Source organism: Mycolicibacter arupensis (assembly GCF_002086515.1).
Taxonomy (GTDB): Bacteria; Actinomycetota; Actinomycetes; order Mycobacteriales; family Mycobacteriaceae; genus Mycobacterium; species Mycobacterium arupense.
Window position 1 is genome coordinate 82,623 of sequence record NZ_MVHH01000009.1, and the last position, 24,173, is coordinate 106,795.

The 24,173-nt window shown below is 67.5% G+C and carries 18 protein-coding genes and 1 pseudogene; 10 read left to right on the forward strand and 9 right to left on the reverse strand.

All coding sequences use genetic code 11. The features are described from left to right. The first annotated feature begins 114 nt into the window (after nucleotides 1–114). Nucleotides 115–855: a 1-acyl-sn-glycerol-3-phosphate acyltransferase gene (locus BST15_RS06750; protein ID WP_234708209.1), complete on the forward strand. Its 741-nt coding sequence runs from the start codon at nucleotides 115–117 to the stop codon at nucleotides 853–855. A 5-nt stretch (nucleotides 856–860) separates the two neighbouring features. Beyond that, on the forward strand, nucleotides 861–2,501 hold the full coding sequence (fadD12, locus tag BST15_RS06755) for an acyl-CoA ligase FadD12 (protein ID WP_046190761.1): 1,641 nt from the start codon (nucleotides 861–863) through the stop codon (nucleotides 2,499–2,501). Here the strand turns inward: fadD12 and BST15_RS06760 are convergent. Both BST15_RS06760 and BST15_RS06765 read right to left on the reverse strand, forming a co-directional pair. After that, complete coding sequence (locus BST15_RS06760) at nucleotides 2,498–3,916, reverse strand: WS/DGAT/MGAT family O-acyltransferase (protein ID WP_046190760.1); 1,419 nt, start codon at nucleotides 3,914–3,916, stop codon at nucleotides 2,498–2,500. The two genes, fadD12 and BST15_RS06760, sit on opposite strands and share 4 nt — an antisense overlap. A 52-nt stretch (nucleotides 3,917–3,968) precedes the next feature. After that, nucleotides 3,969–5,201, reverse strand: coding sequence for an alpha/beta hydrolase (locus BST15_RS06765; protein ID WP_046190759.1), 1,233 nt, complete (start codon nucleotides 5,199–5,201; stop codon nucleotides 3,969–3,971). Between the two features lie 89 nt (nucleotides 5,202–5,290). Here BST15_RS06765 and BST15_RS06770 point away from each other — a divergent pair, with 89 nt between their 5' ends. The 3 genes from BST15_RS06770 to BST15_RS06780 are packed head-to-tail and all read left to right on the forward strand — an operon-like array spanning nucleotide 5,291 to nucleotide 8,429. Further along, nucleotides 5,291–6,193, forward strand: a complete 903-nt coding sequence (locus tag BST15_RS06770; protein ID WP_046294658.1) for an alpha/beta hydrolase — start codon at nucleotides 5,291–5,293, stop codon at nucleotides 6,191–6,193. Nucleotides 6,194–6,196: 3 nt separating this feature from the next. Further along, nucleotides 6,197–7,267, forward strand: a complete 1,071-nt coding sequence (locus BST15_RS06775; RefSeq protein ID WP_046191126.1) for an acyl-CoA dehydrogenase family protein — start codon at nucleotides 6,197–6,199, stop codon at nucleotides 7,265–7,267. A 1-nt stretch (nucleotide 7,268) separates the two neighbouring features. After that, the gene (locus tag BST15_RS06780) at nucleotides 7,269–8,429 is read left to right on the forward strand and encodes an acyl-CoA dehydrogenase family protein (RefSeq protein WP_046191127.1); all 1,161 of its coding nucleotides are present in this window, start codon (nucleotides 7,269–7,271) and stop codon (nucleotides 8,427–8,429) included. A gap of 45 nt (nucleotides 8,430–8,474) precedes the next feature. Here BST15_RS06780 and BST15_RS06785 read toward each other — a convergent pair whose 3' ends face one another. Beyond that, nucleotides 8,475–9,443, reverse strand: coding sequence for a MaoC family dehydratase (locus BST15_RS06785; protein WP_046191131.1), 969 nt, complete (start codon nucleotides 9,441–9,443; stop codon nucleotides 8,475–8,477). Nucleotides 9,444–9,467: 24 nt separating this feature from the next. Here BST15_RS06785 and BST15_RS06790 point away from each other — a divergent pair, with 24 nt between their 5' ends. Then, complete coding sequence (locus BST15_RS06790; RefSeq protein ID WP_109370892.1) at nucleotides 9,468–10,616, forward strand: acyl-CoA dehydrogenase family protein; 1,149 nt, start codon at nucleotides 9,468–9,470, stop codon at nucleotides 10,614–10,616. Between the two features lie 21 nt (nucleotides 10,617–10,637). Here BST15_RS06790 and fadD4 read toward each other — a convergent pair whose 3' ends face one another. The 4 genes from fadD4 to BST15_RS06810 form a co-directional block, all read right to left on the reverse strand. Beyond that, nucleotides 10,638–12,155, reverse strand: a complete 1,518-nt coding sequence (fadD4, locus tag BST15_RS06795) for a fatty-acid--CoA ligase FadD4 (RefSeq protein WP_046191128.1) — start codon at nucleotides 12,153–12,155, stop codon at nucleotides 10,638–10,640. A gap of 148 nt (nucleotides 12,156–12,303) precedes the next feature. After that, the gene (locus BST15_RS06800; RefSeq protein WP_046191129.1) at nucleotides 12,304–14,124 is read right to left on the reverse strand and encodes a phosphoenolpyruvate carboxykinase (GTP); all 1,821 of its coding nucleotides are present in this window, start codon (nucleotides 14,122–14,124) and stop codon (nucleotides 12,304–12,306) included. Between the two features lie 131 nt (nucleotides 14,125–14,255). Then, a complete protein-coding gene (locus BST15_RS06805) occupies nucleotides 14,256–15,749 on the reverse strand; it encodes a hypothetical protein (RefSeq protein ID WP_052751532.1) in 1,494 nt (497 codons plus the stop codon). After that, nucleotides 15,746–16,678 carry a hypothetical protein gene (locus BST15_RS06810; RefSeq protein ID WP_234808412.1) on the reverse strand — a complete coding sequence of 311 codons (933 nt, stop codon included), beginning with the start codon at nucleotides 16,676–16,678 and terminating at the stop codon, nucleotides 15,746–15,748. Before BST15_RS06810 ends, BST15_RS06805 begins: the two co-directional genes overlap by 4 nt. A 155-nt stretch (nucleotides 16,679–16,833) precedes the next feature. Here BST15_RS06810 and trmB point away from each other — a divergent pair, with 155 nt between their 5' ends. The 3 genes from trmB to mmpL3 all read left to right on the forward strand — a co-directional run bounded on the left by trmB (nucleotide 16,834) and on the right by mmpL3 (nucleotide 21,265). Continuing rightward, nucleotides 16,834–17,595: a tRNA (guanosine(46)-N7)-methyltransferase TrmB gene (gene trmB, locus BST15_RS06815; RefSeq protein ID WP_046191408.1), complete on the forward strand. Its 762-nt coding sequence runs from the start codon at nucleotides 16,834–16,836 to the stop codon at nucleotides 17,593–17,595. Continuing rightward, nucleotides 17,595–18,278 (forward strand): NYN domain-containing protein, encoded by a 684-nt coding sequence (locus tag BST15_RS06820; RefSeq protein ID WP_046191406.1) that lies wholly within the window; start codon nucleotides 17,595–17,597, stop codon nucleotides 18,276–18,278. The genes trmB and BST15_RS06820 overlap by 1 nt, the downstream gene beginning before the upstream one ends. A gap of 74 nt (nucleotides 18,279–18,352) precedes the next feature. Further along, complete coding sequence (gene mmpL3, locus BST15_RS06825) at nucleotides 18,353–21,265, forward strand: trehalose monomycolate exporter MmpL3 (RefSeq protein WP_083070874.1); 2,913 nt, start codon at nucleotides 18,353–18,355, stop codon at nucleotides 21,263–21,265. Here the strand turns inward: mmpL3 and BST15_RS06830 are convergent. Further along, entirely contained in the window at nucleotides 21,225–22,373 is a 1,149-nt protein-coding gene (locus BST15_RS06830) for an AI-2E family transporter (RefSeq protein WP_046191050.1), read from the reverse strand. The two genes, mmpL3 and BST15_RS06830, sit on opposite strands and share 41 nt — an antisense overlap. Nucleotides 22,374–22,451: 78 nt before the next feature. Between BST15_RS06830 and BST15_RS06835 the strand changes: the two genes are divergently transcribed. Next, nucleotides 22,452–23,669 (forward strand): lysylphosphatidylglycerol synthase transmembrane domain-containing protein, encoded by a 1,218-nt coding sequence (locus BST15_RS06835; protein ID WP_046191051.1) that lies wholly within the window; start codon nucleotides 22,452–22,454, stop codon nucleotides 23,667–23,669. A 16-nt stretch (nucleotides 23,670–23,685) separates the two neighbouring features. Here BST15_RS06835 and BST15_RS22570 read toward each other — a convergent pair. Beyond that, nucleotides 23,686–24,048 (reverse strand): annotated as a pseudogene (locus BST15_RS22570) (hemophore-related protein); the annotation flags it as partial. Nucleotides 24,049–24,173: the final 125 nt, after the last annotated feature.

The window sequence follows — 24,173 nt, forward strand, 5'->3', positions numbered from 1 at the left end:
AAACTAGAACACGTTTCAATTGAGGGGGCCGCGGTGGACACGCCTGACAACGACTGGTCGGACGAGGTCCCGCGGCCCATCACCAAGTGGGATCCGGGACTGACCGAACGGGTCATGGGCCTGCTACGGCCGTTCATCAAGGGCTACCACCGCTCCGAGGTCCGGGGCCTGGAAACATTCCCCGCCGGCGGCGCCCTGGTGGTCTCGAACCACTCCGGCGGCCTGTTCGCAATGGACGTCCCGGTATTCGCCACCGGCTTCTACGACACCTTCGGCTACGACCGTCCGGTCTACACGCTCAGCCACGACCTCATCTTCACCGGATTCACCGCCGACTTCTTCCGCAAGACCGGCTTCATCCCGGCCAACCACGCCAATGCCGACGAAGCGCTGCGCTCCGGTGGCGTGGTGGTGGTGTTCCCCGGCGGCGATTACGACGTGTATCGGCCCACCCTGGAAGAGAACACGATCGACTTCGGAGGTCGTAAGGGCTACATCCGCGCCGCGATCAACGCGGGCGTTCCGCTGGTGCCGACGGTCGGCATCGGAGGCCAGGAGAGTCAGTTCTATCTCTCCCGCGGCACCGGCCTGGCCAAGGCCCTGAGGCTGGACAAACTGATGCGGGTCAAGATCCTGCCGATCTCGTTCGGTTTCCCGTTCGGGCTCTCCGCGGTGCTCCCGGTCAACCTGCCGCTGCCCACCAAGATCGTCATGCAGGTCTGCGAGCCCATCGACATCATCGCCGAGTTCGGTGAAGACCCCGACATCGACGCCGTCGACGCCCACGTCCGTGCCGTCATGCAGGAGGCGCTGGACCGGCTCGCCCGCGAGCGCCGTCTCCCGATCCTGGGCTGAGCGGGATGGAACTGTTCGACTCGATCAACCGGGTTGGCTCGATGCTGGCGACCTTCAGCCGGGCCGGGCTACTGGCACCACTGCGCCCCGACAAGTACGTGCGGATCATGGCCGCGGCAGCAGCTGAAGGCGGCACCACCACTGTCGGGATCGCCATTGCGGCAAGGCGATGCGGCGACCGGACGGCGATCATCGACGAGCGGGGAACCTGCACCTACGCCGAGCTGGACCGCCGCTGCGACGCGCTGGCCGCCGGTCTGCAACGCCTTCCGGGCCGGAAGCCGCGGGCGATCGCGCTGATGTGCCGCAACCATCGCGGCTTCATCGAGGCGCTGGCGGCCGCCAACCGGATCGGCGCCGACGTTCTCCTGCTCAACACCAGCTTCGCCGGGCCGGCACTGGCCGAGGTGGTAGCCCGCGAAGGTGTCGACCTGATCTTCTACGACGAAGAGTTCACCGCCGCAGTCGATCTGGCCGTTCCGGCCGACTCGGGGTGCACGCGCGTGGTGAGCTGGACCGACGGTAAAGTTCCCGGCCTGACGGCGGATGAGTTGATCGATGCCAACGCCGGACGCCGACCGGCCAAGGCTTCGCGCAGCGGCAAGCTGGTCATGCTCACCTCCGGAACCACCGGAACACCCAAGGGAGCGCGCCGCTCCGGCAGCGGCGGCGGCGGCGTGGCCGACCTGAAGGCGATCTTCGACCGGATCCCCTGGCACACTGAGGAAACCGTGGTCATCGCCGCGCCGATGTTCCACGCCTGGGGGTTCTCACAGTTGGCGCTGGCGCTCACCATGGCCTGCACCATCGCCACTCGGCGCAAGTTCGACCCAGAGGCCACCCTGGCACTGATCGAGCACAACAATGCGGCCGGACTCTGCGTGGTACCGGTCATGTTCGACCGGATCATGGCACTGCCGGAGGACGTTCGTGCCCAATACCCCTGCACCTCACTACGGTTCGCCACGGCCTCCGGCTCACGGATGCACCCCGACGTGGTGACGGCATTCATGGACACCTTCGGCGATGTGGTCTACAACAACTACAACGCCACCGAAGCCGGCATGATCGCTTTGGCGACACCGCAAGACCTGCGCTACTCCCCCGACACCGCCGGCCGCCCGGCGCCGGGCACCGAGATCCGGATCCTGGATGCCGAGCTGGCAGAGCTTCCGGCCGGATCGACCGGCCAGATCTTCGTCCGCAACTCCTCACAGTTCGACGGCTACACCGGCGGCGACTCGAAGATGTTTCACGACGGCTTCATGGCCTCCGGCGACTTGGGCTACTTCGATGACACCGGAAGGCTCTTCGTGGTCGGCCGCGACGACGAGATGATCGTCTCCGGCGGCGAAAACGTCTATCCGATCGAGACGGAGAAGGCGCTGATCACCCATCCCGCCGTCGCCGAGGCCGCGGTGATCGGGGTCGACGACGCCGACTACGGGCAGCGCTTGGTGGCCTTCGTCGCGTTGGCCGCGGGCTGCTCGGCCTCCCCTGACGAGCTCAAGGCGCATGTCCGGGACAATCTGGCCGGCTACAAAGTCCCGCGCGACATCACCATCATGGACGCGTTGCCGCGCAACAACACCGGCAAGGTCTTGCGCCGTGCACTGCAGGAGCTGGCGGAACCGACCGCGAGCTAGGCCGGCGCCATCGCCGTCTCGACGGTGGTCAGCTTCTCGGAAAGTCCAGCCGCACGGCGGATCTCGATAAACTCGTTAACCAGTGCACTGGTCACCTCGTGCGGGTCTTCGAAGGTGGCGCCGTCGGTGAGCACGGAAATGTTGAGCTGGTCCACGTAACTCCACACGGTGATGTTCAGCCCGCTGCCTGCGGTCAGCGGACCCACCGAATAGATCTCGGTGACCAGCGCGCCGCCAACCCTGCCGCGCTCCCGCGGGCCGGGAACATTGGAGATGTTGAGGTTCAGGACCTTGTTCTGGCCGTCCTTGCCCGACAGCCACCGGAACAGCGACTCCGCCGGGGCCGGCGGAAAGTAGGCCGACCATCTGCTGACCAGTTCCGGCCCCACCAGATGATGGGCCTCCTTGGCCAGATTGGCCGCCTCCCGAGCCTGAACCACCCGTTGCCGGACGTCGGCCACGTCAACCGGCAGGGCGACCAGGACTCCGGAGAATCTGTTACCCGAGATCCGGTCCGGGGAGAAGTCAAAGCTCATCGGCACCGAGGCCAGCAGGGGATGATCTGCTTTGCCGTCGTACCGCAGCAGCAGGGAGCGTAAGGCGCCCGACGATATGGCCAGCACCAGGTCATTGATGGTGACCCCCAGCTGTTTGCTGGTCGCCTTGATGTCGGCCAACGCCAGAGTGGCCGTGGCAAACCGCCGCTCAGGAGTCAGCACGTGGTTGAGGAAACTCGGCGGCGGGGTGAACGGGCGGGTCAGGTCTGCGGAGAGTTTGCGGGTGCTGCGCCGAACCCGGCCGATCCCCGCCGCGGTGTAGCCGATGGTCGCCGGAATCTTGCCCATCTGCCGGAAGTGGTCTTTGAACGCCGAGCGAACCAACTGTCCTCTCGTGGGCGCTGGGTCTGTCTCGTAGGAATCCCGGTCGAACTGGGGGCCGGCCAGGAGATCCATTCCGCGCGCCATCAGATTGGCCGAGGCGATACCGTCGGCCAGGGCGTGGTGGATCTTGCCGACCACCGCGATCCTGTTGTTGGCCAGGCCATCGACGAAGTACATCTCCCACAGCGGGCGGCTCCGGTCCAGCGGGGTGCTGCCGATCTCGCCGATGGCCTCGTCGAGTTCGCGGCGCCCACCGGGAGCAGGCAGTGACCACGGACGGATGTGGTAGGCCAGATCCAGCTCGCAGTTCTCCCGCCACATCGGGTGGTGGAACTTACCCGGAATGTCGACCAGCTGATAGCGGAACGGGTCCAGCTTGTAGAGCCTGCCGTGGATCACCCGACGGAAGGCCTCAACATCGAAGCCCTGCCGATCGGCATCCAGCTCGATCACTGCGATCTTGAGGGTGTGCATGTGCACGTTCGCGGTCTCGCTGTACAACAGCATGGCATCCCAGCCGGAAAGCCGCTTCACCCCAGATCACTCTCCATGCACGGACCATACCGTGACGCCACGGCCCGCGGGTTCAGATGATCTGTTTGTTGCCCACCGTCGCGCGGTCACGGTGAATCTGGTTGAGGAACAAACCGATTGCCGTACTCATCGCCCCAGTACGGGCCCCGTCGGTCATATCGAAACCGTGACCTGCACCCGGTAGCTCCAAGTATCCGACCTTGGACCGCGAGACCGCCCGTAACCGGTCGGTGAAGCTGCGGGCCTGCTGCACCGGTATGACGGTGTCGGCGCTGCCATGCACGACCAGGAACGGCGGAGCATCCGGATGAACCCGAGCGATCGGGGAAGCCTGTTCGTAGATATGCCGATGCCTGCCCAATGAGCGGCCGACGACCACGCGCTCCAGGAAGTCGACGAACGCGATGCGTTCGGGGGTGGAACGGTCCTCCCAGTCGTATCGACCATAGATCCCGACCACCGCATCCACCGAGGTGTCGCCTCCGGCGGGCAGCTGGTCGGAGAATTCACGGTCATCGACGGCGCTGCCGGTCAATCCCGCCAGAGCAGCCAGATGCCCGCCGGCCGAAGCGCCCGCCACGGCCACGAAGTTGCGGTCGCCGCCGAACTTGTCGACGTTCGCGCGCGCCCAGGCGATCGCGGTCTTGACGTCGATGATGTGGCTCGGCCACCGGTTGTGCGGCGCCACCCGGTAGTCGATAGACAGGCACACCCAGCCCCGCTCGGCCAGGTGTGACAGCAGCGCGTAGCCCTGCAGCATGCGACTGCCGTGCACCCAGGCTCCACCGGGAACGTAGATCAGGACCGGCGCAGGTCCGTCGGGCAGCTCGCGCGGCCGCCACACATCGAGTACCTGGGCCGGGTGATTGCCGTACTGCACGCCGGAGCGGTGGATGAATCGCCGGTGCTGCAACGCCTTGACCACCGGCGGGGCCTGCTCGGGCTCCGGCCAATCGATGTCGAGGTCAGCCGCCGAGACGACACCGCGCAGCGCGGCGTCGCTGACCACGTGGGTCTGCTCGCGGTCCTGTCTGCGAGTGGTGGCCGCCCCCGGCGCCAGCCAAGACTTGGCGGCGTTGGAGAAGAACTCCGGCATGTGGCGCGTGCCCCAGACGCTCATCGCGGTCATTCCGCCGAGTGGTTCCAGGTGTTTGCCCACCAGCGGCAGCGAGGCGGAGGCCACGCTCATCGCCAGCAGGTAGTCGGCGGTGCGGGCTCGCTTGAGCCAACGCAGCCGGGCGGCCAGCTTGAGTCCGGTCTCCGGGGTCTGCGATCGTCCGGTCATTGACGCAGGGTAGCGCGCACGGGGGCCATGTCGGCAGTGATCGGGTGGGTTGGCAACGCGACGTTTACGGCGGCGGTAATACTGGCCCGATGGTGAGCAGCGGTTTTCATCCAGATCTGCGCAGAACTGCCCGGTTCCTACCGCGTGGCGGGGTCGGGCCCCGGCTCCTGCCGGTGCTGCAGGCGCTCGGCGCAGTTCAGGGGCGGCGCATTCCGGCCGACGTCCAGGTCGTGTCGCTGCCCTCGGGAGCCACCGTCCGCGTCTTTCGGCCGCCGCAGCAGCCCACCGCCGACTCACCGGCACTGTTGTGGATCCACGGTGGCGGTTACATCATCGGCACGGCCGCTCAAGATGACCGGCTGTGCCGCAGGTTCAGCGCCGAACTGGGTGTCACGGTCGCCTCGGTGGATTACCGTCTGGCGCCCCAGCACCCCTACCCCGCCGCGCTGGAGGACTGTTGGGCAGCGCTGACCCGGCTCGCCGAGCTGCCCGGCGTCGATCCGGCCCGCATCGCGATCGGCGGCGCCAGTGCCGGCGGCGGGCTGGCCGCCGCCCTGGCGCAGCTGGCCGTCGACCGCGCTGAGGTCTCCCCGGTGCTGCAACTGCTGGTGTACCCGATGCTCGATGACCGCAGCGCCGCACTGGAGCCCAATCGCGGTTACCGGTTGTGGAATCCGCGGAGCAACCTGTTCGGCTGGACCTCCTACCTCGGTGGAGCCGATCCGCAGGTCGCGGTGCCGGCCCGGCGCACTGACCTAGCCGGTCTGGCGCCTGCCTGGATCGGGGTGGGCACCCTGGACCTGTTCTATGACGAAGATCTGCTCTATGCGGAGCGGCTCCGCGAAGCCGGGGTGTCGTGCGCGGTCGAGACCGTTTCCGGAGCATTCCACGGGTTCGACCAGTTGGTGCCCAAAGCGGCTGTGTCGCAAGCGTTCTTCGCCAGTCAATGCGCGAGCCTGCGGGGCGCGTTCACTCTCGCGCGGGAAGGCTGATCCGTGGCCGGCTCCAGCTCAGATGAATTGCGGGCGCTGCGCGGCACTGTCGCAGAGTTGATGACAAAACGGTCACCCGACGACGAGGTCTGGTCGGAGTTGGCGGCGATGGGCCTGCTCGGTCTGTTGGTGCCCGAGCACTACGGCGGTGCAGGGGCCGGGTTGATCGAGGTTGGCGTGGTGGCAGAGGAGCTGGGCCGGGTTCTGTACCCCGGGCCTTATCTGTCGACTGCGGTGCTTGCGGTCAATCTTCTTCTGGCCGCTGATGATCCGGACCAGTGCGCCGAGGTGCTGCCGTCGATCGCTGCCGGACATACCCGTGTCGCGGTCGCCTTCGCGGAGGGCGATTCGACCCGCCCACCCGCGAAGTCGGCCACCGTCGCCGGCGGCGGTGGTGCGACCCCACTGCTCTCCGGCGAGAAGCGGTTCGTCCTGGACGCGGACACCGCCGACCTGATCTATGTGCTGGCCGACAGCGAGCACGGGTCCCGGATCTTTGCCGTCGACCCAGCCGGGCCGGGCGTCACAGTTGAGCGGCTGACCAGTGTCGATACCTCTCGTCGGTTGTGTGGCGTGCGGCTGGTCGACGCCCCGGCGACGCCGGTGGGCGCGGCCGGCGGCGGCGGAACCGCGCTGGCCAGCGCACTGGACCGTTCGGCGGTGGCGCTGCTCGGCGAGCAGGCCGGCGCTGCCCGCTTCGCCATGGAGATGGCCCGCGATTACGCCAAGACCCGTTATCAGTTCGGCCGCGCCATCGGCAGCTTCCAGGCGGTGAAGCACATGTGCGCCGACATGCTGCTGGAGGCCGAGTCGGCAGTGTCGGCGGCCCGCCATGTGGCCGCTGCCGGTGCCGACGGCTCTGCCGGCTGGGCCGCGGATCTGGCACTGGCACAGGCCTATTGCTCGGATGCCTTCGTCTATGTCGGAGCCACCAACATTCAGGTGCACGGTGGAATCGGTTTCACCTGGGAGCACCCCGCCCACCGGTATCTGCGCCGGGCCCGCAGCGACGCACACCTTTTCGGCAGCCCAGCCTGGCACCGTGAGCGCTACCTCCAAGAGATCGGAACGTGAGATGACGCTGCCCGAGACAGACGATGAGGCACTCCGTCACGAAGTGCGGGAATGGCTGGCCGCCAACTGGTCACCCGGGGTCGAGCGGGCCACGTTCGCTGCCGCGGTGCTCGCCGCCGGGTGGACCGTCCCGAGCTGGGAACCGGACTGTTATGGACGCGGGCTCACCGACCGTCAATCACGCTTAGTGGCAGCGGAGTTCGCTGCTGCGGGGGCACCGGGAAGCGGGCATGACCGGGGCGACCTGTTCGCGTGCACCATCCACGATCGCGGTTCCGACGAGCAGAAGCGCCGCCTGCTGCCCCCGGCGCTGCGTGGCGAGACCAAGTCATGCCTGCTCTACAGCGAGCCCGGTGCCGGATCGGATCTGGCCGGTCTGCGTACCCGGGCCGAGCGCGACGGGGACGAGTGGATCATCAACGGGCAGAAGGTCTGGACCTCATTCGCCACCACCGCCGACTACGGCATGCTGGTGGCGCGCACCAATCCTGACGTACCCAAACACGACGGCATCACGTTCTTCATGCTTCCGATGCGCCAGCCCGGCGTCGAGGTCCGGCCTATCCATCAGATCACCGGCGAGTCGGAGTTCAACGAGGTGTTCCTGACCGACGCCCGGGTGCCCGACGCCAATCGAATCGGTGAGCCCGGTCAGGGCTGGTCAGTCCTGCAGGTGGCGCTGGGCTACGAACGCCGCCTGATGGGTGATGTCGCCCGCACCGCCAGACGCAAGGAGAAGTCCAGCGGCCTCGTCGAATTGGCACGCGAGGCCGGGCGCATCGAGGATGCGCACATCCGCCAGCAGATCGCTCGTACGCAGGCGCTGGCCACGGTGAACCGTTGGAACAATCAACGGGCCAAAACCAGCACCGACCGCAGCGAGTCGGCGACCCTGCTGGCGCTCGGAAAGATCGCGATGTCACGGATCCTGCATGAGACGGCCCGGGTCCAGACGGAGATAATCGGCGCTGAGTCCATGCTCAGCGGTCCGGAAAATCCGGTCGGTGACGCCGTGACGTTCCGCGCACTCAACGCCTATTTCACCTCGATCGGTGGTGGCACAGACCAGATTCAGCGCAACATCATCGGCGAGCGAGTGCTGGGGCTGCCCAAGGAGCCGGACCCCTATCGCGACGCCCCGTTCCGGGATCTGCCGCACTAACCGCGCCCACACACTTCTCGCGAGCGCAAATCGGGAGCCGGGGCGCTAGAACTGCAGAGCGGTGAAACGCCAATCCAGGACCTGGCGATCGTCCTCACCAGCGGCGCCGGCGGCGTAGACCAGCGATCGCAGTTCCAGGACGTTGCCGTGGGCGGACTCCACCCGCAGCTCGCTGTACAGCGTGTCACCTTCGTGGACCGGTGCGGTGTGATCACACGACTGCCAGCTCAGTACCGTCGCCAGATTCGGCAGCATCCGTGATGCCTGCGCCAGCGCCAGCCCGATGGTGTGCCCGCCGTAGACAAGCCGCTGCCCGGCGACCCGCGAATCATGATGAGTCGCTGCAACATTGAGGGTCAGCCGAGCAAGCTCCGGGGCGGAGGAGACCACGTCGCCGGTGCTGGTCAGGACGGTACCCGCGAGATCCGGGTCGAAGTGGGGACCCGGCACCCGTTGCCGAAATTCGGCGCCGTCCCAGTTCGCGGTCACGTCCGCAGGAGCAGCGAGTCCTGCACCGATGGCAGAAAGGTCATCGCCGTGGCCGGTATGCGAGGCCTCCGGACTCAGCGGCAGCATCGCGCAGCGATAGAAGTCGAGCACCGGCCGGTCCACCTGGTCGATGGTGGTCACCCGCAGCGCCGCAAGCCCGGTCAGATCACGCCCCGGCCTCGCCGTGTTCTGTTTCATGCCAACGACTTCCGTGCGGGTGAACAGGGTGTCGCCAATCACCGGGTAGCGAAAGTAGGCCAGGCCACGGTAGAAGAGATTGGCTTTCACGCGGCGAGTCACACACGTGGACTGTCCGATCGCGACATCGCAGACCAGCCCGGGATGCACCAGTGGCGCCGTGAACCCGGTCACCGCTCGGGACAACTCGGCGTCCAGCGGCAGCCGCAACCGGTCTCCGAGGATCGCCTGGTGCAGCGCCGCCGCACCGGACGTCAGGGTCATTGCCGGGGCGGCGTCGAACACCTGGCCGACGTGGAGCTCATCGAAGTAGGGGCCGTCGGTCATGGGAAAATCCTGGCATACGGTGAACTGGTGAACCGCGAAGAATCGATCTTGGTGGAAACCGTGCGCCAGTTCATCGACCGAGACGTGAAGCCGACGGTCCGCGAGGTCGAGCACGCCAATACCTATCCACAGGCGTGGATAGAACAGATGAAGCATCTCGGCATCTACGGTCTGGCCGTTCCCGAGGAGTACGGCGGCACCCCGGTCTCGATGCCGTGCTACGTGTTGATCACTCAGGAGCTGGCCCGTGGCTGGATGAGCCTGGCCGGTGCGATGGGCGGGCACACCGTCGTAGCCAAGCTGTTGACGCTGTTCGGCACCCAGGAGCAGAAGCAACGCTATCTGCCGGCCATGGCCACCGGGGCACTGCGGGCAACCATGGCCCTGACCGAGCCGGGCGGCGGCAGCGACCTGCAGAGCATGACAACGACGGCCCTTGCGGCCGGTGACGACCTGGTGATCAACGGCGCCAAGACCTGGATCTCCAACGCCCGGTACTCCGGATTGATCGCGCTGCTGGCCAAGACCGATCCCCACGCCGAGCCCAAGCACCGGGGTATTTCGGTGGTGCTGGTAGACAAGCCCCACCCCGGCCTCAGGGTCTCGCGCGATCTGCCGAAGCTGGGCTACAAGGGCGTGGAGAGCTGCGAGCTGAGCTTCGACGGGTGCGAAGTGCCCGCGTCGGCCGTGCTCGGGGGCAAGCCCGGCAACGGTTTCGCCCAGATGATGAAGGGCCTGGAGACCGGACGTATCCAGGTGGCGGCCCGGGCGCTGGGCGTGGCAACGGCCGCCCTAGAGGACGCCCTTGCCTACGCCCAACAGCGGGAGAGTTTCGGCCAGCCGATCTGGAAGCACCAGAGTGTGGGCAACTACCTCGCCGAGATGGCCACCAAGCTGACGGCGGCCCGCCAGCTCACCCGGTACGCCGCCGAACGCTATGACAGTGGTCAGCGCTGCGACATGGAGGCCGGCATGGCCAAGTTGTTCGCCTCGGAGGCCGCGATGGAGATCGCACTCAACGCGGTGCGCATCCACGGCGGCTACGGATATTCGACCGAATACGACGTGGAGCGCTACTTCCGCGATGCGCCGCTGATGATCGTCGGCGAGGGCACCAACGAGATCCAGCGCAACGTGATCGCGGCGCAGCTGGTGGCCCGCGGTGGGATCTAGCACGCCCGCGGACCGGGTCTGCTACGCCGAATACTTGGCCACCAGTTCGTTCTTGTAGAGCTTGCCGGTGTCGGTCCGCGGCAGCTGCTCTTCGAATGCGATCGATCGCGGACACTTGTAGTGCGCCAACCGATCCCGTACCCACGCCAGCAGTTCCGCAGCAAACTCGGGTGTGGCGTCGGCGGGGTCGACGGTCTGCACCGCCGCCTTCACACTCTGTCCCATATCCGCGTCGGGGATGCCGAACACCGCGGCGTCGAGCACCTTTGGGTGGGTGATCAACAGGTTCTCGGCTTCCTGCGGATAGATGTTCACACCGCCGGAGATGATCATGTGGTGGCGTCGGTCGGTGAGATACAGGTAACCCTCGTCGTCGAGGTAGCCGACGTCGCCGACCGTGGTCCAGCCCTGGGGATGGCGGGACTTGGCCGTCTTGTCCGGATCGTTGAGGTATTCGAAGGCGTTGCCGCCCTCGAAGTAGATCTCGCCCGGCTGGCCGGGCGGCAGCTCATTGCCGTCCTCGTCGAGGATGTGCACGGCACCGAACATCGCTTTGCCGACCGAGCCGGGGTGCTTCAGCCATTCGTCGGCACTGATGAGCGTGGAGCCATGCGCCTCGGATGAGGCGTAGTACTCATCGACGATCGGGCCCCACCACTCGATCATCTGCTGCTTGATCTCCACCGGGCACGGCGCTGCAGCGTGCATGACCCGCTTGAGGCTGGACACGTCATAGGAAGCGCGCACGTCGGCGGGAAGTTTCAGCATCCGGGTGAAGTGTGCGGGCACGAACTGGGCGCGGGTGACGCCATAGCGCTCGATTGCGTCCAGTGCGGACTCGGCGTCGAATTTCTCCATGACGACAGTGGTCAGCCCGGCCGCCTGCACCTGCATCGACCAGACCGAGGGCGCGGTGTGATACAGCGGCGCGGGGCTCAGGTAGACCGAGCCTGGGCCCATCCATACCGAGACCAGCATGGCCATCAGTCCCGGCACCTCGCTCGGAGGCAGGTGCGGCAGCGGACGCTTGATGCCCTTCGGACGGCCGGTGGTGCCCGAGGAGTACTGCAGCAGATCGCCCTCGATCTCGTCGTCGATGGGCGTGACGGGTTGGTCGGCGACGCATTGCGGGTAACTCTGCCAGCCGTCCAGGTCCCCGTCGGCGATCAGCAGCAACCCGGGCAGGCCGCCCGGCAGATTCTCGGCCAGGCCCGCGCAGGTCTCCTGCAGTGCGGCCGAGCCGATGATCGCCTTGGCGTTGCTGTTGTCGATGATGTACGCGGCCTCGGCGGCGGTCAGGTGGGTGTTGATCGGTACGTAGTACAGACCGCTGCGTCGGGCACCCCACATCGCGGCGTGGATGTGCTCGTTGTTCTCCATGAGGATCGCCACGACATCGCCCTCGACCAGACCTGCGGCGCGGAAGAAGTGCGCCAGCCTGTTCGCCCGCGCTTCCAGCTCACCGAAACTGACGACGGTGCCCGAGGGGTGCAGGATGATGGCCGGGTTGTCAGCGTCGACGTGCTCGCGAATCTGCATGGGCTGACTGTACCGCCCAGATTTTGACAGGTGTCAAGTGGGCGAGTCGGCGGCCATGAGGGTGCACAGCGGTACAGCTGAACCCGGCGTGTCGTGCACAGACACGCACGCTCGCGCAGAAGGGGGGCTCGCGCAGAAGAGGGGCTTGTTAGCCCAGGCGCTGCTTGAGGGCGTCGAACTCGTCGCGCAGGCCGGTGGGCAGCTTGTCGCCGATGAACTCGAACCACTCCTCGATCAGCGGCAGTTCCGCGCGCCACTCGTCGGCGTCAACGATCAGCGCCTGGTCCACGTCGGCGGCGTCTACGTCCAAGCCGTCCAGGTCAAGGTCGGCCGCGCTGGGCACGGTTCCGATCGGGGTCTCCTGGCCGCCGGCGTTGCCTTCGACGCGCTCGACAATCCACTTGAGCACCCGGCTGTTCTCACCGAAGCCCGGCCACAGGAAGCGGCCATCCTCACCGCGCCGGAACCAGTTGACGAAGAACACCTTCGGCAGCTTGGAGGCGTCGGAGTGCTTGCCGGTGTCGATCCAGTGCTGCATGTAGTCGCCGGCGTTGTAGCCGATGAACGGCAGCATCGCCATCGGGTCGCGGCGCACCTTGCCCACCGTGCCCTCGGCCGCGGCAGTCTGCTCGCTGCCCATGGTGGCGCCGATGAAGACACCGTGCTGCCAGTCGCGCGCCTGGCTTACCAGCGGCACGGTGGTCTTGCGGCGGGCGCCGAACAGGATCGCCGAGATCGGCACGCCCTGCGGGTCATCCCACTCCGGGGCCAGGATCGGGCACTGCGACATGGGAGTGCAGTAACGCGAGTTCGGGTGCGCGGCGGGGGTTCCCGACTCGGGCGTCCAGTCGTTGCCCTTCCAGTCGGTGAGGTGTGCCGGAGTCTCCCCGTCGATACCCTCCCACCAGATGTCGTTGTCGTCGGTGTGGCCGACGTTCGTGTAGACGGTGTTGCCGCGCTCGAGGGTGATCATGGCGTTCGGGTTGGAGCTGCGGCTGGTGCCCGGGGCGACGCCGAAGAACCCCGCCTCCGGGTTGACCGCGTAGAGCCGGCCGTCCTCGCCGAACCGCATCCACGCGATATCGTCACCGAGGGTCTCGGCCCGCCAGCCCGGGATGGTGGGCTGGATCATCGCAAGGTTGGTCTTGCCGCACGCCGAGGGGAACGCCGCGGCCACGTAGTAGGCCTTGTTCTCCGGCGAGATCAGCTTGAGGATCAGCATGTGCTCGGCCAGCCAGCCCTCGTCGTGGGCCATCGCCGACGCGATACGCAGTGCATAGCACTTCTTGCCCAGCAGGGCGTTGCCGCCGTAACCCGAACCGTAGCTCCAGATCTCGCGGGTCTCCGGGAAGTGGGTGATGTACTTCTCGGAGTTGCACGGCCACGGCACGTCCTGCTCACCCTCGGCGAGCGGAGCGCCGACGGAGTGCAGGCCCTTGACGTAGGCCCCGTCGGTACCGATCTTCTCCAGGGCGGCGGTGCCCATCCGGGTCATCACCTTCATCGAGGCGACCACATACGGCGAGTCGGTGATCTCGACACCGAGCTTGGGGTCCTCGGCGCCCAGGGGGCCCATGCAGAACGGGATGACATACATGGTGCGACCGCGCATGCTGCCGCGGTACAGCTCGGTCATGGTGGCCCGCATCTCGTCCGGATCCATCCAGTTGTTGGTGGGGCCGGCATCTTCCTGGGTGCGGCTACAGATGAACGTGCGCGACTCGACCCGCGCGACGTCGGCCGGGTCGGAGAGGGCCAGGTAGGAGTTGGGCTTCTTCTCCTCGTCGAGCTTGACCGCCGCGCCGGACTCCACCAGCAGGGCCATCAGGCGGTTCCACTCCTCCTCGGAACCGTCCGACCACTCCACTCGGTCGGGCTGCGTGAGCTCCGCGACCTCCCGCACCCAGGCCAGCAACTCGCCATGCTTCGTCGGGGCGGTGTCCAGACCGGGAATGGTCGCTGAGGTCATTGAGCTCTCCTGTGTAACCTGTGTCACTCGGTGGCGTTGTCGCAGCTGCGCGCCGCTGTCACCTCTTATACCGTCATTAAATAAGAGATTACCGTGAATAGCTAAACGGATCGAAACAATCGCAACGCAGGCTACTCGTCCGCCGTCGCCGCGGCGCCGACCGGGTCTGATTCACCCAGCTCAGCGAGCACCTTCGCCCATGCCCGCCGGAGTCCGGGCAGCTGCCGATCACGCACCACGGCGGCGCGGGCCGTCGCAGCGGCATGCTCGTGCAGCTCGCAGTCCAGCCCGGCAACCCGATCGGCCGCGCGGGCAGCGTCGGTCTCATTGCGACCCGCGAGCTCGGCGGTCAGCGCCGACTCCACGGACAGCACCCGCAGCGCAACCCGCTCCTGCACCACCGAACGGACGCTGTTGGTGGCCTCCCCCACCCAGCGGTCGAGCACTACCCGGTCGCGCAACAGCCCCCGGATGCGCACCACCCAGACCGTGGCAGCCACTCCGACGCCCACACAGCCCGCCACCCCGATCGCCGCCAGCCCGGGCGCTAGGTGGGCGAGCGTGCGGCTCAGCGTCAAGGCCACACCCAACCCGAAGCCGACGCCCAGCACCGTCATCAGCTGGGTCTCCAGCCTGCGCGACGCCAACGGTGGCCGTCCGATGTCGATCTGCGGCAACGCAGCCGCCCATCCGGCGCATGGATCGCAGGACAGCCCGAGCTCCAGCGCCACATCGGCCAGATAGTCGGTGACGCCCTGGTCGACCTCTGCCACCACCGCGTTCAGCCGGTCGTGCACCGAGGCCTCGAATTCGGCGAACCGGCGCCGCGACACTTCCGCCGCATCCTCGGCCAGCTCCCCGCGCACCGAGGCGCAGCGCTTGCGGGCGAAGTGGGACAGCTGCACCCTGGCCTGCGCGATACGACTGCGCAGCGCGATCACCCGTTCCGACTTCGACATCCGCCGCTGCCGCACCAGCTCGTCACGCTGTTCCTGCAGGTGCATCACCCTGACCCGCCGGCCTTGCGCGCGAGCGTTACGATCGATGCGCTCGGCATCGGCACGCAACTGAAACTCCCAGGAACGCAGCCGGTTGCGGCGGTCCGCGTCGCCCCCGTCGAGCTGATCGACCAATTCAGCGATCACGTCGTCGACGCAGGGAACGCCACGCTGTGGCGCCGCGGCCGCGCCCACCCACGGCACGCCTCGGTAACGCGGGGCGTACTCGGTGAGCGTCTGGCGTGCCGCTGCCCGCATCTGGCGCCAATGCCGGTGCGCGTCGATCTTGGAGACCACGCCGACCACCACATCGGTGTGGGCCGCCACCGCATCGAGCAGCGCACAATCCGACTCCGTCAACGCCGCAGCGGCCGACACCACAAACACCACCGCCAGGGGCACCTCCCCGGGCGCCAGCTCGGTGGCTTCCATGACGAGCCGGCCCGGCAGGCGTTCGGCCAGGACGGCCGCCATCGAGCTGACCCCGGCCAGCCAGGGGCCGGTCACCACCACCACGTCGCACCGCCGCACCGCCGGCGGTCGCACGCCGGGGGCGGCCTCAGCCACCAGAGCGTCCACCTGGGCAGCCGGGTCCGAACGCGCCGCTGCCGCATCGGCGGCCGTCATGACCGTGCCGCCGCCCATGCCCGCAGCGATCCCCTGACGATGTCGGTGGCGCAGGACCGGGCCGCCGGTCCCACCGGCGCGCTGCGGTAGGCCTGCCACCGGCGCGCGCGCTCGAGCGGGGGTTCCTCGGGCAGGCCCATGGCGGCCACCGCGGCGCCAAGCCGGGCGGCGACCGTCGCGTCACGCACCAAGAACGCATCGATACGCGAGTCCGCGACCGCCATGGCCTCCAGGCGGGTCAGCGCGTGGGTCATGCGCCGGTGGTAGGCGGCGGCACCCATCACCTGCAACCGGGCGAGGACGCCCTCGACGCCGCTGAGCGCCACCAGCCGGGCGCGCGCCTGCGCCAAAGTCCCCTCCCGCCTGGCCAGGTCGAGCAGTGCCGCGATGCCGGACACGTCGACGGTGTCGCACAGCCGCTGCCTGATCTGCTGTGGAACCGGGTGTACACCGCTGACGAACCGTTCGGCCGAGCTCAGGTCGGCCGGCCGCGCGGCGAGGCACCGCAACGCCTGCCACAGGCGATCGTCGAGTCCGCCGCCGAGTCCGGCCAGCGCGAACAGAGCCGACATCGGTTCGGCGGCCGCCTTCGAGGCGGCAACGCCGTCGCGGCCCAGCAGGTCGGTCTTGTTCAGCACCACCAGCACCGGACGGGACCGGGCGGCACGCAGCGCGGCGCTGTCTTCTGGCTTACGCGCCTCGGCGACCACATGTACGGACAGTTCGGCGCTGTGCACATCGATCCCGCTGGGTATCCCGGCGGCGGCCAGCGCCGCGACCATGGTCCGCCGGCCCACACCGCGCCTCCCGGTCACCGCGATCTGCAGCGGCGCGGTGATGGCCGCAGCGATCTGAGACAGTCGGGGATCGGCGTTCTGCGCGGCCAGGACGGCCAGTTCGTCGGCGAAGAGCTGGTGCCCCTGTGTCACGACGCTGCCTCCCGCGCAATCGGCCCTCGCGGTCATGGTGTCAGCTGGCCCGCCGTGGCGCGAGTCACCTCTGAGGTCTGTTGCTAGGCAACTGTTGGGTATCAATGTGGACCGCAAAGTGGGTACACGTGGGTCCATGGGCCACCATGGACTGCATGCATGCGCCGCGCGACGTCGAAACATCATCAGACGTCCCTGGCGTCGACACCCCGGCTCCACGCCGATTTCGCAACTTCAGCGTCCGTTACCGGCACTCCGCGCTGTCGGCCGGCCAGCGCCAGACCTGGGAACGCCTCTGGCCGGGCCTTGGCGCCGACGTGGCGCGGCCGGATGGACCCGACCGCCCCCAACCGCTGGATCCGCAACGCTGGTTCGGCCGCGACGCTCCCCTGATCCTCGAGATCGGCTGCGGGGCCGGTACCTCGACCGTCGCGATGGCGCAGGCCGAGCCGAACCTGGACGTCATGGCGGTCGAGGTCTACGAGCGCGGCCTGGCGCAGCTGCTGTGTGCGATCGACCGCGAGCAGCTGGGCAATATCCGGCTGTTGCGAGGCGACGGCCTCGACGTGCTGGAATACCTGATCGCCCCGTCATCGCTGACCGGGGTCCGGGTCTTCTTCCCCGATCCGTGGCCCAAAGCGCGACACCACAAGCGTCGGCTGCTGCAGCCCGCGACCATGGCACTGATCGCCGACCGGTTACGGCCGGGCGGGGTGCTGCATGCCGCGACCGACCACGCCGACTACGCGGTGCAGATTGCCGAATCCGGGGACGGCGAGCCGGCTCTGCGCCGGGTGTCGGACCTCTCCCAGGGCGCTGGTCTGCCGATCTCGATCGCCCGCCCCACCACCAAGTACGAGGCCAGGGGCCGCAACGCGGGCAGCGTGATCAACGAGTTCGTCTGGGAGCGGGTCTGATGACCAGCCCCGATCTGAAGGCCGCGCCGGGCGGCGCCGACCCGACGGGCGAACCTGCCCCTGCGCAGCGGGTGTTGCTCGTGTGGGATGCCCCGAACCTGGATATGGGCCTGGGTGCGATCCTGGGCCGCCGCCCGACCGGCGTGGAGCGGCCCCGCTTCGATGCCCTGGGACGCTGGCTGCTCAATCGCACGGCCGAGGTCGCGGCCGCTCACCCCCAGCTTCGGGTCGAGCCCGAAGCCACGGTCTTCACCAACATCGCACCGGGCAGCGCTGACGTGGTTCGCCCCTGGGTCGAAGCCCTGCGTAACGTCGGTTTCGCGGTCTTCGCCAAGCCGAAGATCGATGAGGACAGCGATGTCGATTCGGACATGCTCGAACACATCGCGCTGCGCAAAGAGCAGGGACTGGTCGCGGTGGCGGTGGCCTCCGCAGACGGTCAGGCTTTCCGTGAACCGCTCGAAGAGCTGTGCTACGCCGGGGTAGCTGTTCAAGTGCTCGGATTTCGCGAACATGCGAGCTGGGCGCTAGCCTCGGATACCTTGGAGTTCGTCGACCTGGAAGACATCCCTGGTGTGTTCCGGGAGCGGCTGCCGCGGATCAGCCTGGATTCGCTGCCGGAACAGGGAGCATGGCTCCAACCGTTCCGGCCGCTGAGCTCCCTACTGAACTCGCGAGAGTGACAACTGGAGAGCCCGAAGGCAAGGGCGCGCGAGTCCAGAAGATATCTCCACAGACCTTAGTAAGGAGCGTATAGGTGTTCGCCTGGTGGGGTCGAACTGTATACCGCTACCGGTTCATCGTAATCGGTGTGATGGTGGCGCTCTGCCTGGGTGGCGGGGTTTATGGGATGAGCCTGGGTGAGCACGTGACCCAGAGCGGTTTCTACGACGAGGGCAGCCAGTCGGTCCAGGCGTCGATCGTCGGTGACGAGGTCTACGGCCGGGACCGCACCAGCCATGTGGTGGCCGTCTTCACCGCCCCCAAGGGCGAGACGGTGGACGACCAGCAGTGGTCCGACGGGATCAAGAACGGGCTCAACAAGGTCAAGGACGACCATCCGGACCAGATCATGAGCTGGGTCGGTTACTTCACCAACCCCGAGGCGCTGGCCAACATGGCCGACCCGGAGAAGAAGCACGCGTTCGCCTCGATCCAGATCAAGGGCGACGACGACGACACCATCTTGAAGAACTACCAGGCGGTCGAATCCGACCTGCAGCAGCTCGACGGCGGCAAGGTGGAACTCGGCGGTCTGCAGCCGATCGCCAGCGAGTTGACCGGCACCATCGCCACCGACCAGCAGCGCATGGAGGTGCTGGCACTTCCGCTGGTCGCGGTGGTGCTGTTCTTCGTATTCGGCGGGGTGGTCGCGGCCAGCCTTCCGGTGATCGTCGGTGGGCTGAGCATCGCCGGCGCAACGGGCATTCTGCGATTCGCCGCCATGTTCGGCCCGATCAACTTCTTCGCTCAGCCGGTGGTCTCGCTGATCGGCCTGGGCATTGCGATCGACTACGGCTTGTTCGTCGTGAGTCGATTCCGGGAGGAGATCGCCGAGGGCTACGACACCGAAGCGGCGGTCCGCCGGTCGGTGATGACGGCCGGCCGCACGGTGGTGTTCTCGGCGGTGCTCATCATCGTCTCGGGAGCGAGCCTGCTCGTGCTGCCGCAGGGATTCGTCAAGGCGATCACCTACGCGATCTTCGCCTCGGTGGGCCTGGCCGCGCTGTTGTCGATCACCCTGCTGCCCGCCATCCTGGGTGTGCTGGGCAAGAACGTGGACGCGCTCGGCGTACGCACGCTGTACCGGGTTCCGATCCTGCGTGACTGGGATCTGCACATTCGCGTCATCGACTGGCTCGCGGAGAAGACCCAGAAGACCAAGACCCGCGAAGAGGTCGAGGCCGGATTCTGGGGCAAGCTGGTCAACTACGTGATGCAGCGTCCACTGGCGTTCGCGATCCCGATCGTGATCGCGATGGTCTTGCTGATCATCCCGCTGGGCAAGCTGACCTTCGGCGGGATGAGCGAGAAATACCTGCCGCCGGACAACACCGCGCGGGTGGCCCAGGAACACTTCGACGAGATCTTCCCCGGATTCCGCACCGAGAAGCTGACCCTGGTGATCAAGAGCACCACCGACAAGCCCGTCACCGACCAGCAGGTTGCCGATGTCCGCAACCGCGCGATGGCGATCAGCGGCTTCGTCGTGCCCGACGACGATCCCACCGAGATGTGGAAGCAGCGGCCCTATCTGCCCGGCGCCTCCAAGGACGAGTCGGTCAAAGTCATCGAGAACGGTTTGATTAACCGCAACGACGCCGCACAGAAGATCAAGGCGTTGCGTGCCATGAGCACCCCCAAGGGCCTGGAGGTCCTGGTCGGTGGGACTCCCGCACTCGAACAGGACAGCATCCATGCCCTGGTCAGTCAGGGGCCGCTGATGCTGGTGATCTTGCTGATCACCACGACGCTGTTGATGTTCCTGGCATTCGGGTCGCTGGTGCTGCCGTTGAAGGCGGCGGTGATGAGCGCGCTGACGTTGGGTTCGACGATGGGCATCTTGACCTGGATGTTCGTCGATGGGCATGGCGCCGGCCTGCTGAACTTCACCCCGACACCACTGATGGTGGTGGTGATCGCGTTGGTGGTTGCCGTGGGCTGGGGGCTGGCCACCGACTACGAGGTGTTCCTGGTCTCGCGCATGGTGGAGGCTCGAGAATCCGGGATGTCGACCACCGAGGCCATCCGGATCGGCACGGCCACCACCGGTCGTCTGATCACCGCGGCCGCGCTGATCCTGGCCGTGGTTGCCGCGTCGTTCGTGTTCTCCGACCTGGTGATGATGAAGTACCTGGCATTCGGCCTGATGGCGGCGCTGCTGCTGGACGCCACCGTGGTCCGGATGTTCCTGGTGCCGGCGGTGATGAAGCTGCTTGGCGACGACTGCTGGTGGGCGCCGCGCTGGATGAAGCGTCTGCAGAACCGGATCGGGCTCGGCGAGATCCGGTTGCCCGACGAGCGGCGCCGGGTGACCCGCCGCCCGGCGACGGCGACCGTCGCGCCCGCCCCGGTGGGTGCGGCCGCGCCGCGCCCGACGCACGACCCCACTCACCCCGCCCCGGGCCGCGCGGCCCCGGCCCGGCCGCGCGTCACCGAGCAGTTGCCGACTCGTCCGGTGAGCGGCAATCCTTCCAACGCCCGGACCAACCGGATCAACACCGGACCGACCGAGCCGCCCACCACCCGATTCTCGTCAGGTGAGCCGGCCACCGAGCGTGTGACGTCTCCCGGCGCGGAGCCGGCGGGCGCCGGCGAGAAGGACCGCGAGATCGAGTCATGGTTGGGCGAGCTGCGCGGCGGTCGTGACGCGGCGCAGTCCCGGCGCGGCCGGCCGGGAGACACCGACCCGGACTCCTCCGACGAGCGGACCCGGTCACTGCCCAAGCCCCCGGCGGGAGCCGCGAGCAACACCGAGAATGCCCCGACCACGGCGATCCCGGCCCCGGGCTCGGCGCCGGATCCCGACAACCCTGCCACCGAGAAGTTCACCGCGGTCACTGAGCAGCCCGGTGAGGACGCAGACGGCAAGCCGCAGAGCCCGCAACGGCGCGGCTCCGCCGGTGGCCTCAGCGCTGCTGAGCTGCTGCGGCGGGAGGGCCGTTACTGACGTCGCCGGATTCCGGGTCCGCCGGATCGTCATCGTTGACGTCCGGCGGGCCGCTGTCCGAAGAGCCGACGAGCACGCGGACCGCCCGGTCGATGAAGGCGATCAGCGGGACCGCAAGGAGGGCGCCGACGATGCCCGCGAGGATTACTCCGGTGGAGATCCCCAACACCACCGCGAGCGGGTGGATCGAGACGGCACGTCCCATGAGCAGTGGTTGCAGCACATGGGCTTCCAGCTGGTTGACGGCGATGATCAGCCCCAGGGTGACGAGCCCGTAGATCCAGCCCTTGGCGATCAGTGCGACCAGCACCGCCAGCAGGCCGGTGAGCACCGCACCGACCAGCGGGATGAAGGCTCCCAAGAACACCAGCGAGGCCAGGGGCAGCGCTAGCGGCACGGCCATCACCGCCAGGCCGATACCGATGCCGAGGGCATCGACCAGCGCCACCAGGAACGTGGCCCGAACGTAGCCGATCAGTGATTCGAATCCGGCGACACCGGCGGCGTGCACGGTCTCACGGACGTTGCTCGGGAAGAACTTCACCGTGAACCGCCAGATGTCGCGGCCGCCGTAGAGGAAGAAGATCAGCGCGAACAGCACGACGAAGGCGCCGGTGAAGATCTTGGTGATGGTCTCGGCGGTCGAGAGCGCCCCGCTGGTCAGTTTGGCCTGGTTGTTGCGCAGGGCGGTGACCACCGTATCGCCGGCACTATCGATCTGCTCGCTGCTCAGGTGTAGCGGCCCCTCGACCAACCAGTGCTGCGTCGAATTGATCACCTGGGTGACCTGTTCGACCAGTTCGGGCACCCCGTCGATGAACTGGTCGATCACGAAGCTCAACAGTCCCGCGAGCACTGCCAGGCCGCTCAGTAGGAGCAGGAACACCGCCAATCCACGGTGCACGCCGTGCCGCGACAGCCAGTCCACACCGGGCAGCAGCAGCGCGGACATCATCATCGCGATCGCGACCGGGACGACGATCACTTCGAGACGCCGCATGACCAGCAGCACCACCAGCGCCGCGCCGAACAACAGCAGCAGGCGCCAGGCCCAGGCGGCTGCCTTTCTTACCGTGGGATGGACGGATTCGTCTGCGCTGGCTGACATTCCGGTAGCGTAACGATGCCGCAGCGGGTGTACATCACGTAGCCGAATATCGCTGTGCCGCGGCTAACCTCTGAATTCATGTCCCCCGCACCCTGTTCTGCCGATTGCGTCACGCGCGACGCAGTCGAGCAACACGGCGGCGGCAGGTATCGGTGGATCCGCTCGGTGCTCATCGGACTGGTCGCGGTGGTGCTCACCGCCGAGATCGCACTGGTGTGGGACCAGCTCTGCGCCGCCTGGTGCAGTCTGTGCCGCGCAGACGGTCGCTGGTTGGTGGGGGCGGTGGTGGCCGCGGCCGCGTCCATGCACAGCTTCGCGCAGATCCAGCGAACCCTGCTGAGCTCGGCCGGGGTGCACGTGACACAGCGGAGGTCCGAGGCCGCCTTCTACGCCGCCAACTCGCTGAGCACCACGCTGCCCGGCGGCCCCGTGCTCTCGGCGACATTCTTGTACCGACAACAGCGTCGCTGGGGGGCTTCCCCGGTGGTGGCGTCCTGGCAATTGGTGATGTCGGGAGTGCTGCAGGCGGTAGGCCTGGCGGTACTGGGTCTGGGCGGGGCGATTCTGCTCGGCGCTCGCAGCAACCCGTTCTCGCTGTTGTTCACCCTCGGTGGATTCGTCGCACTGCTGCTGCTGGCGCAGGCGGCCGCGTCACGACCGGAGCTGATCGACGGTATCGGCGTGCGGGTGCTGACCTGGGTGAACGCCGTGCGCTCCCGGCCCGCTGACACCGGGCTGGCGCCCCTACGCCGGATGCTCGGTCAATTGGAGTCGGTGAGCCTGGGACGACGCGCCGCATCGACGGCTTTCGGCTGGTCTTTGTTCAACTGGGTCGCCGACGTGGCCTGCCTGGCCTGCGCGGCCTACGCCGCAGGCGGGCGGGCGTCGGTGGCCGGCCTGACGGTGGCCTACGCCGCCGCACGCGCGGCAGCGACGATCCCCCTGATACCCGGGGGTCTGCTGGTCGTGGAGGCAGTGTTGGTGCCCGGGCTGGTATCCAGCGGGCTGAGCCTCCCGGACGCCATCTCGGCGGTCCTGGTCTATCGGCTGATCAGTTGGCTGCTGATCTCCGCCGTCGGCTGGGTGGTGTTCGTCATGGTGTTTCGCACCGACACTGCGGCCGATCACGACGCGGATCCGCCCTTGGCAGCGCTCAGCGAATCGCTACCGGTTGGGTCACTGCCCCGGCCGGCGGTCCGCTCACTGGCAGGCCGTTCACCGGGAGGCCGCCGACGCCCGGCAAGCCGCCCTGCGCCTGTGCGGCCTGCAACAGTCCGAGCACCTGCGGCACGCTGACCGCCAGCTTGCACTGATCGCTGACCTCCTGCACCGGCGCGATGATCTTGGCCAAGTCGTCCTGAACCTTCGGGTTGGCCTCGAAGTGCGACTTCAGGTTGGCCAGCGTCTGGGGACCGGGCTGTTGCTGAAGCGCGCCGGTCATCACCTGATTGGTGTCCGGGTGCGAGTCCAGGTAGTCACCGGTCGAGATGACGGCCTTGCCCACGGTCCGCGCGATCTCACTGGCCACGCAGGGGTCTTTGGCCGCGGTCGCCGAAGGCGCCGACGGCGTCACGAGCACGGCCGCGGCGGCGGCCCCACCCAGCACTACCGACAGGGAGGCGAGGGCGCCCGTGCTCGACAGGCTGCGGCGCACGGTGGCACGAATGAGGTTCACGAGTTTCTCCTGACAACAGACGAGATTTCCGATCAGCCCCTACGGCGCCCCGCCACAGTGCGGACAGGCGATCACAGGGTTGGTCTGGTGTGCTGGTGCGATGCCCCCCGGCAGCAACGGCAGAT

What these genes read in the sequence shown, in the direction of transcription:
- BST15_RS06750 (WP_234708209.1), top strand. Translation starts at nt 115, where the DNA reads ATGGGCCTGCTACGGCCGTTCATCAAGGGCTACCACCGCTCCGAGGTC.
- fadD12 (WP_046190761.1), top strand. Translation starts at nt 861, where the DNA reads ATGGAACTGTTCGACTCGATCAACCGGGTTGGCTCGATGCTGGCGACC.
- BST15_RS06765 (WP_046190759.1), bottom strand. Translation starts at nt 5,201, where the DNA reads ATGACCGGACGATCGCAGACCCCGGAGACCGGACTCAAGCTGGCCGCC.
- BST15_RS06770 (WP_046294658.1), top strand. Translation starts at nt 5,291, where the DNA reads ATGGTGAGCAGCGGTTTTCATCCAGATCTGCGCAGAACTGCCCGGTTC.
- BST15_RS06780 (WP_046191127.1), top strand. Translation starts at nt 7,269, where the DNA reads ATGACGCTGCCCGAGACAGACGATGAGGCACTCCGTCACGAAGTGCGG.
- BST15_RS06785 (WP_046191131.1), bottom strand. Translation starts at nt 9,443, where the DNA reads ATGACCGACGGCCCCTACTTCGATGAGCTCCACGTCGGCCAGGTGTTC.
- fadD4 (WP_046191128.1), bottom strand. Translation starts at nt 12,155, where the DNA reads ATGCAGATTCGCGAGCACGTCGACGCTGACAACCCGGCCATCATCCTG.
- BST15_RS06800 (WP_046191129.1), bottom strand. Translation starts at nt 14,124, where the DNA reads ATGACCTCAGCGACCATTCCCGGTCTGGACACCGCCCCGACGAAGCAT.
- BST15_RS06805 (WP_052751532.1), bottom strand. Translation starts at nt 15,749, where the DNA reads ATGACGGCCGCCGATGCGGCAGCGGCGCGTTCGGACCCGGCTGCCCAG.
- trmB (WP_046191408.1), top strand. Translation starts at nt 16,834, where the DNA reads ATGCATGCGCCGCGCGACGTCGAAACATCATCAGACGTCCCTGGCGTC.
- BST15_RS06820 (WP_046191406.1), top strand. Translation starts at nt 17,595, where the DNA reads ATGACCAGCCCCGATCTGAAGGCCGCGCCGGGCGGCGCCGACCCGACG.
- BST15_RS06830 (WP_046191050.1), bottom strand. Translation starts at nt 22,373, where the DNA reads ATGTCAGCCAGCGCAGACGAATCCGTCCATCCCACGGTAAGAAAGGCA.
- BST15_RS06835 (WP_046191051.1), top strand. Translation starts at nt 22,452, where the DNA reads ATGTCCCCCGCACCCTGTTCTGCCGATTGCGTCACGCGCGACGCAGTC.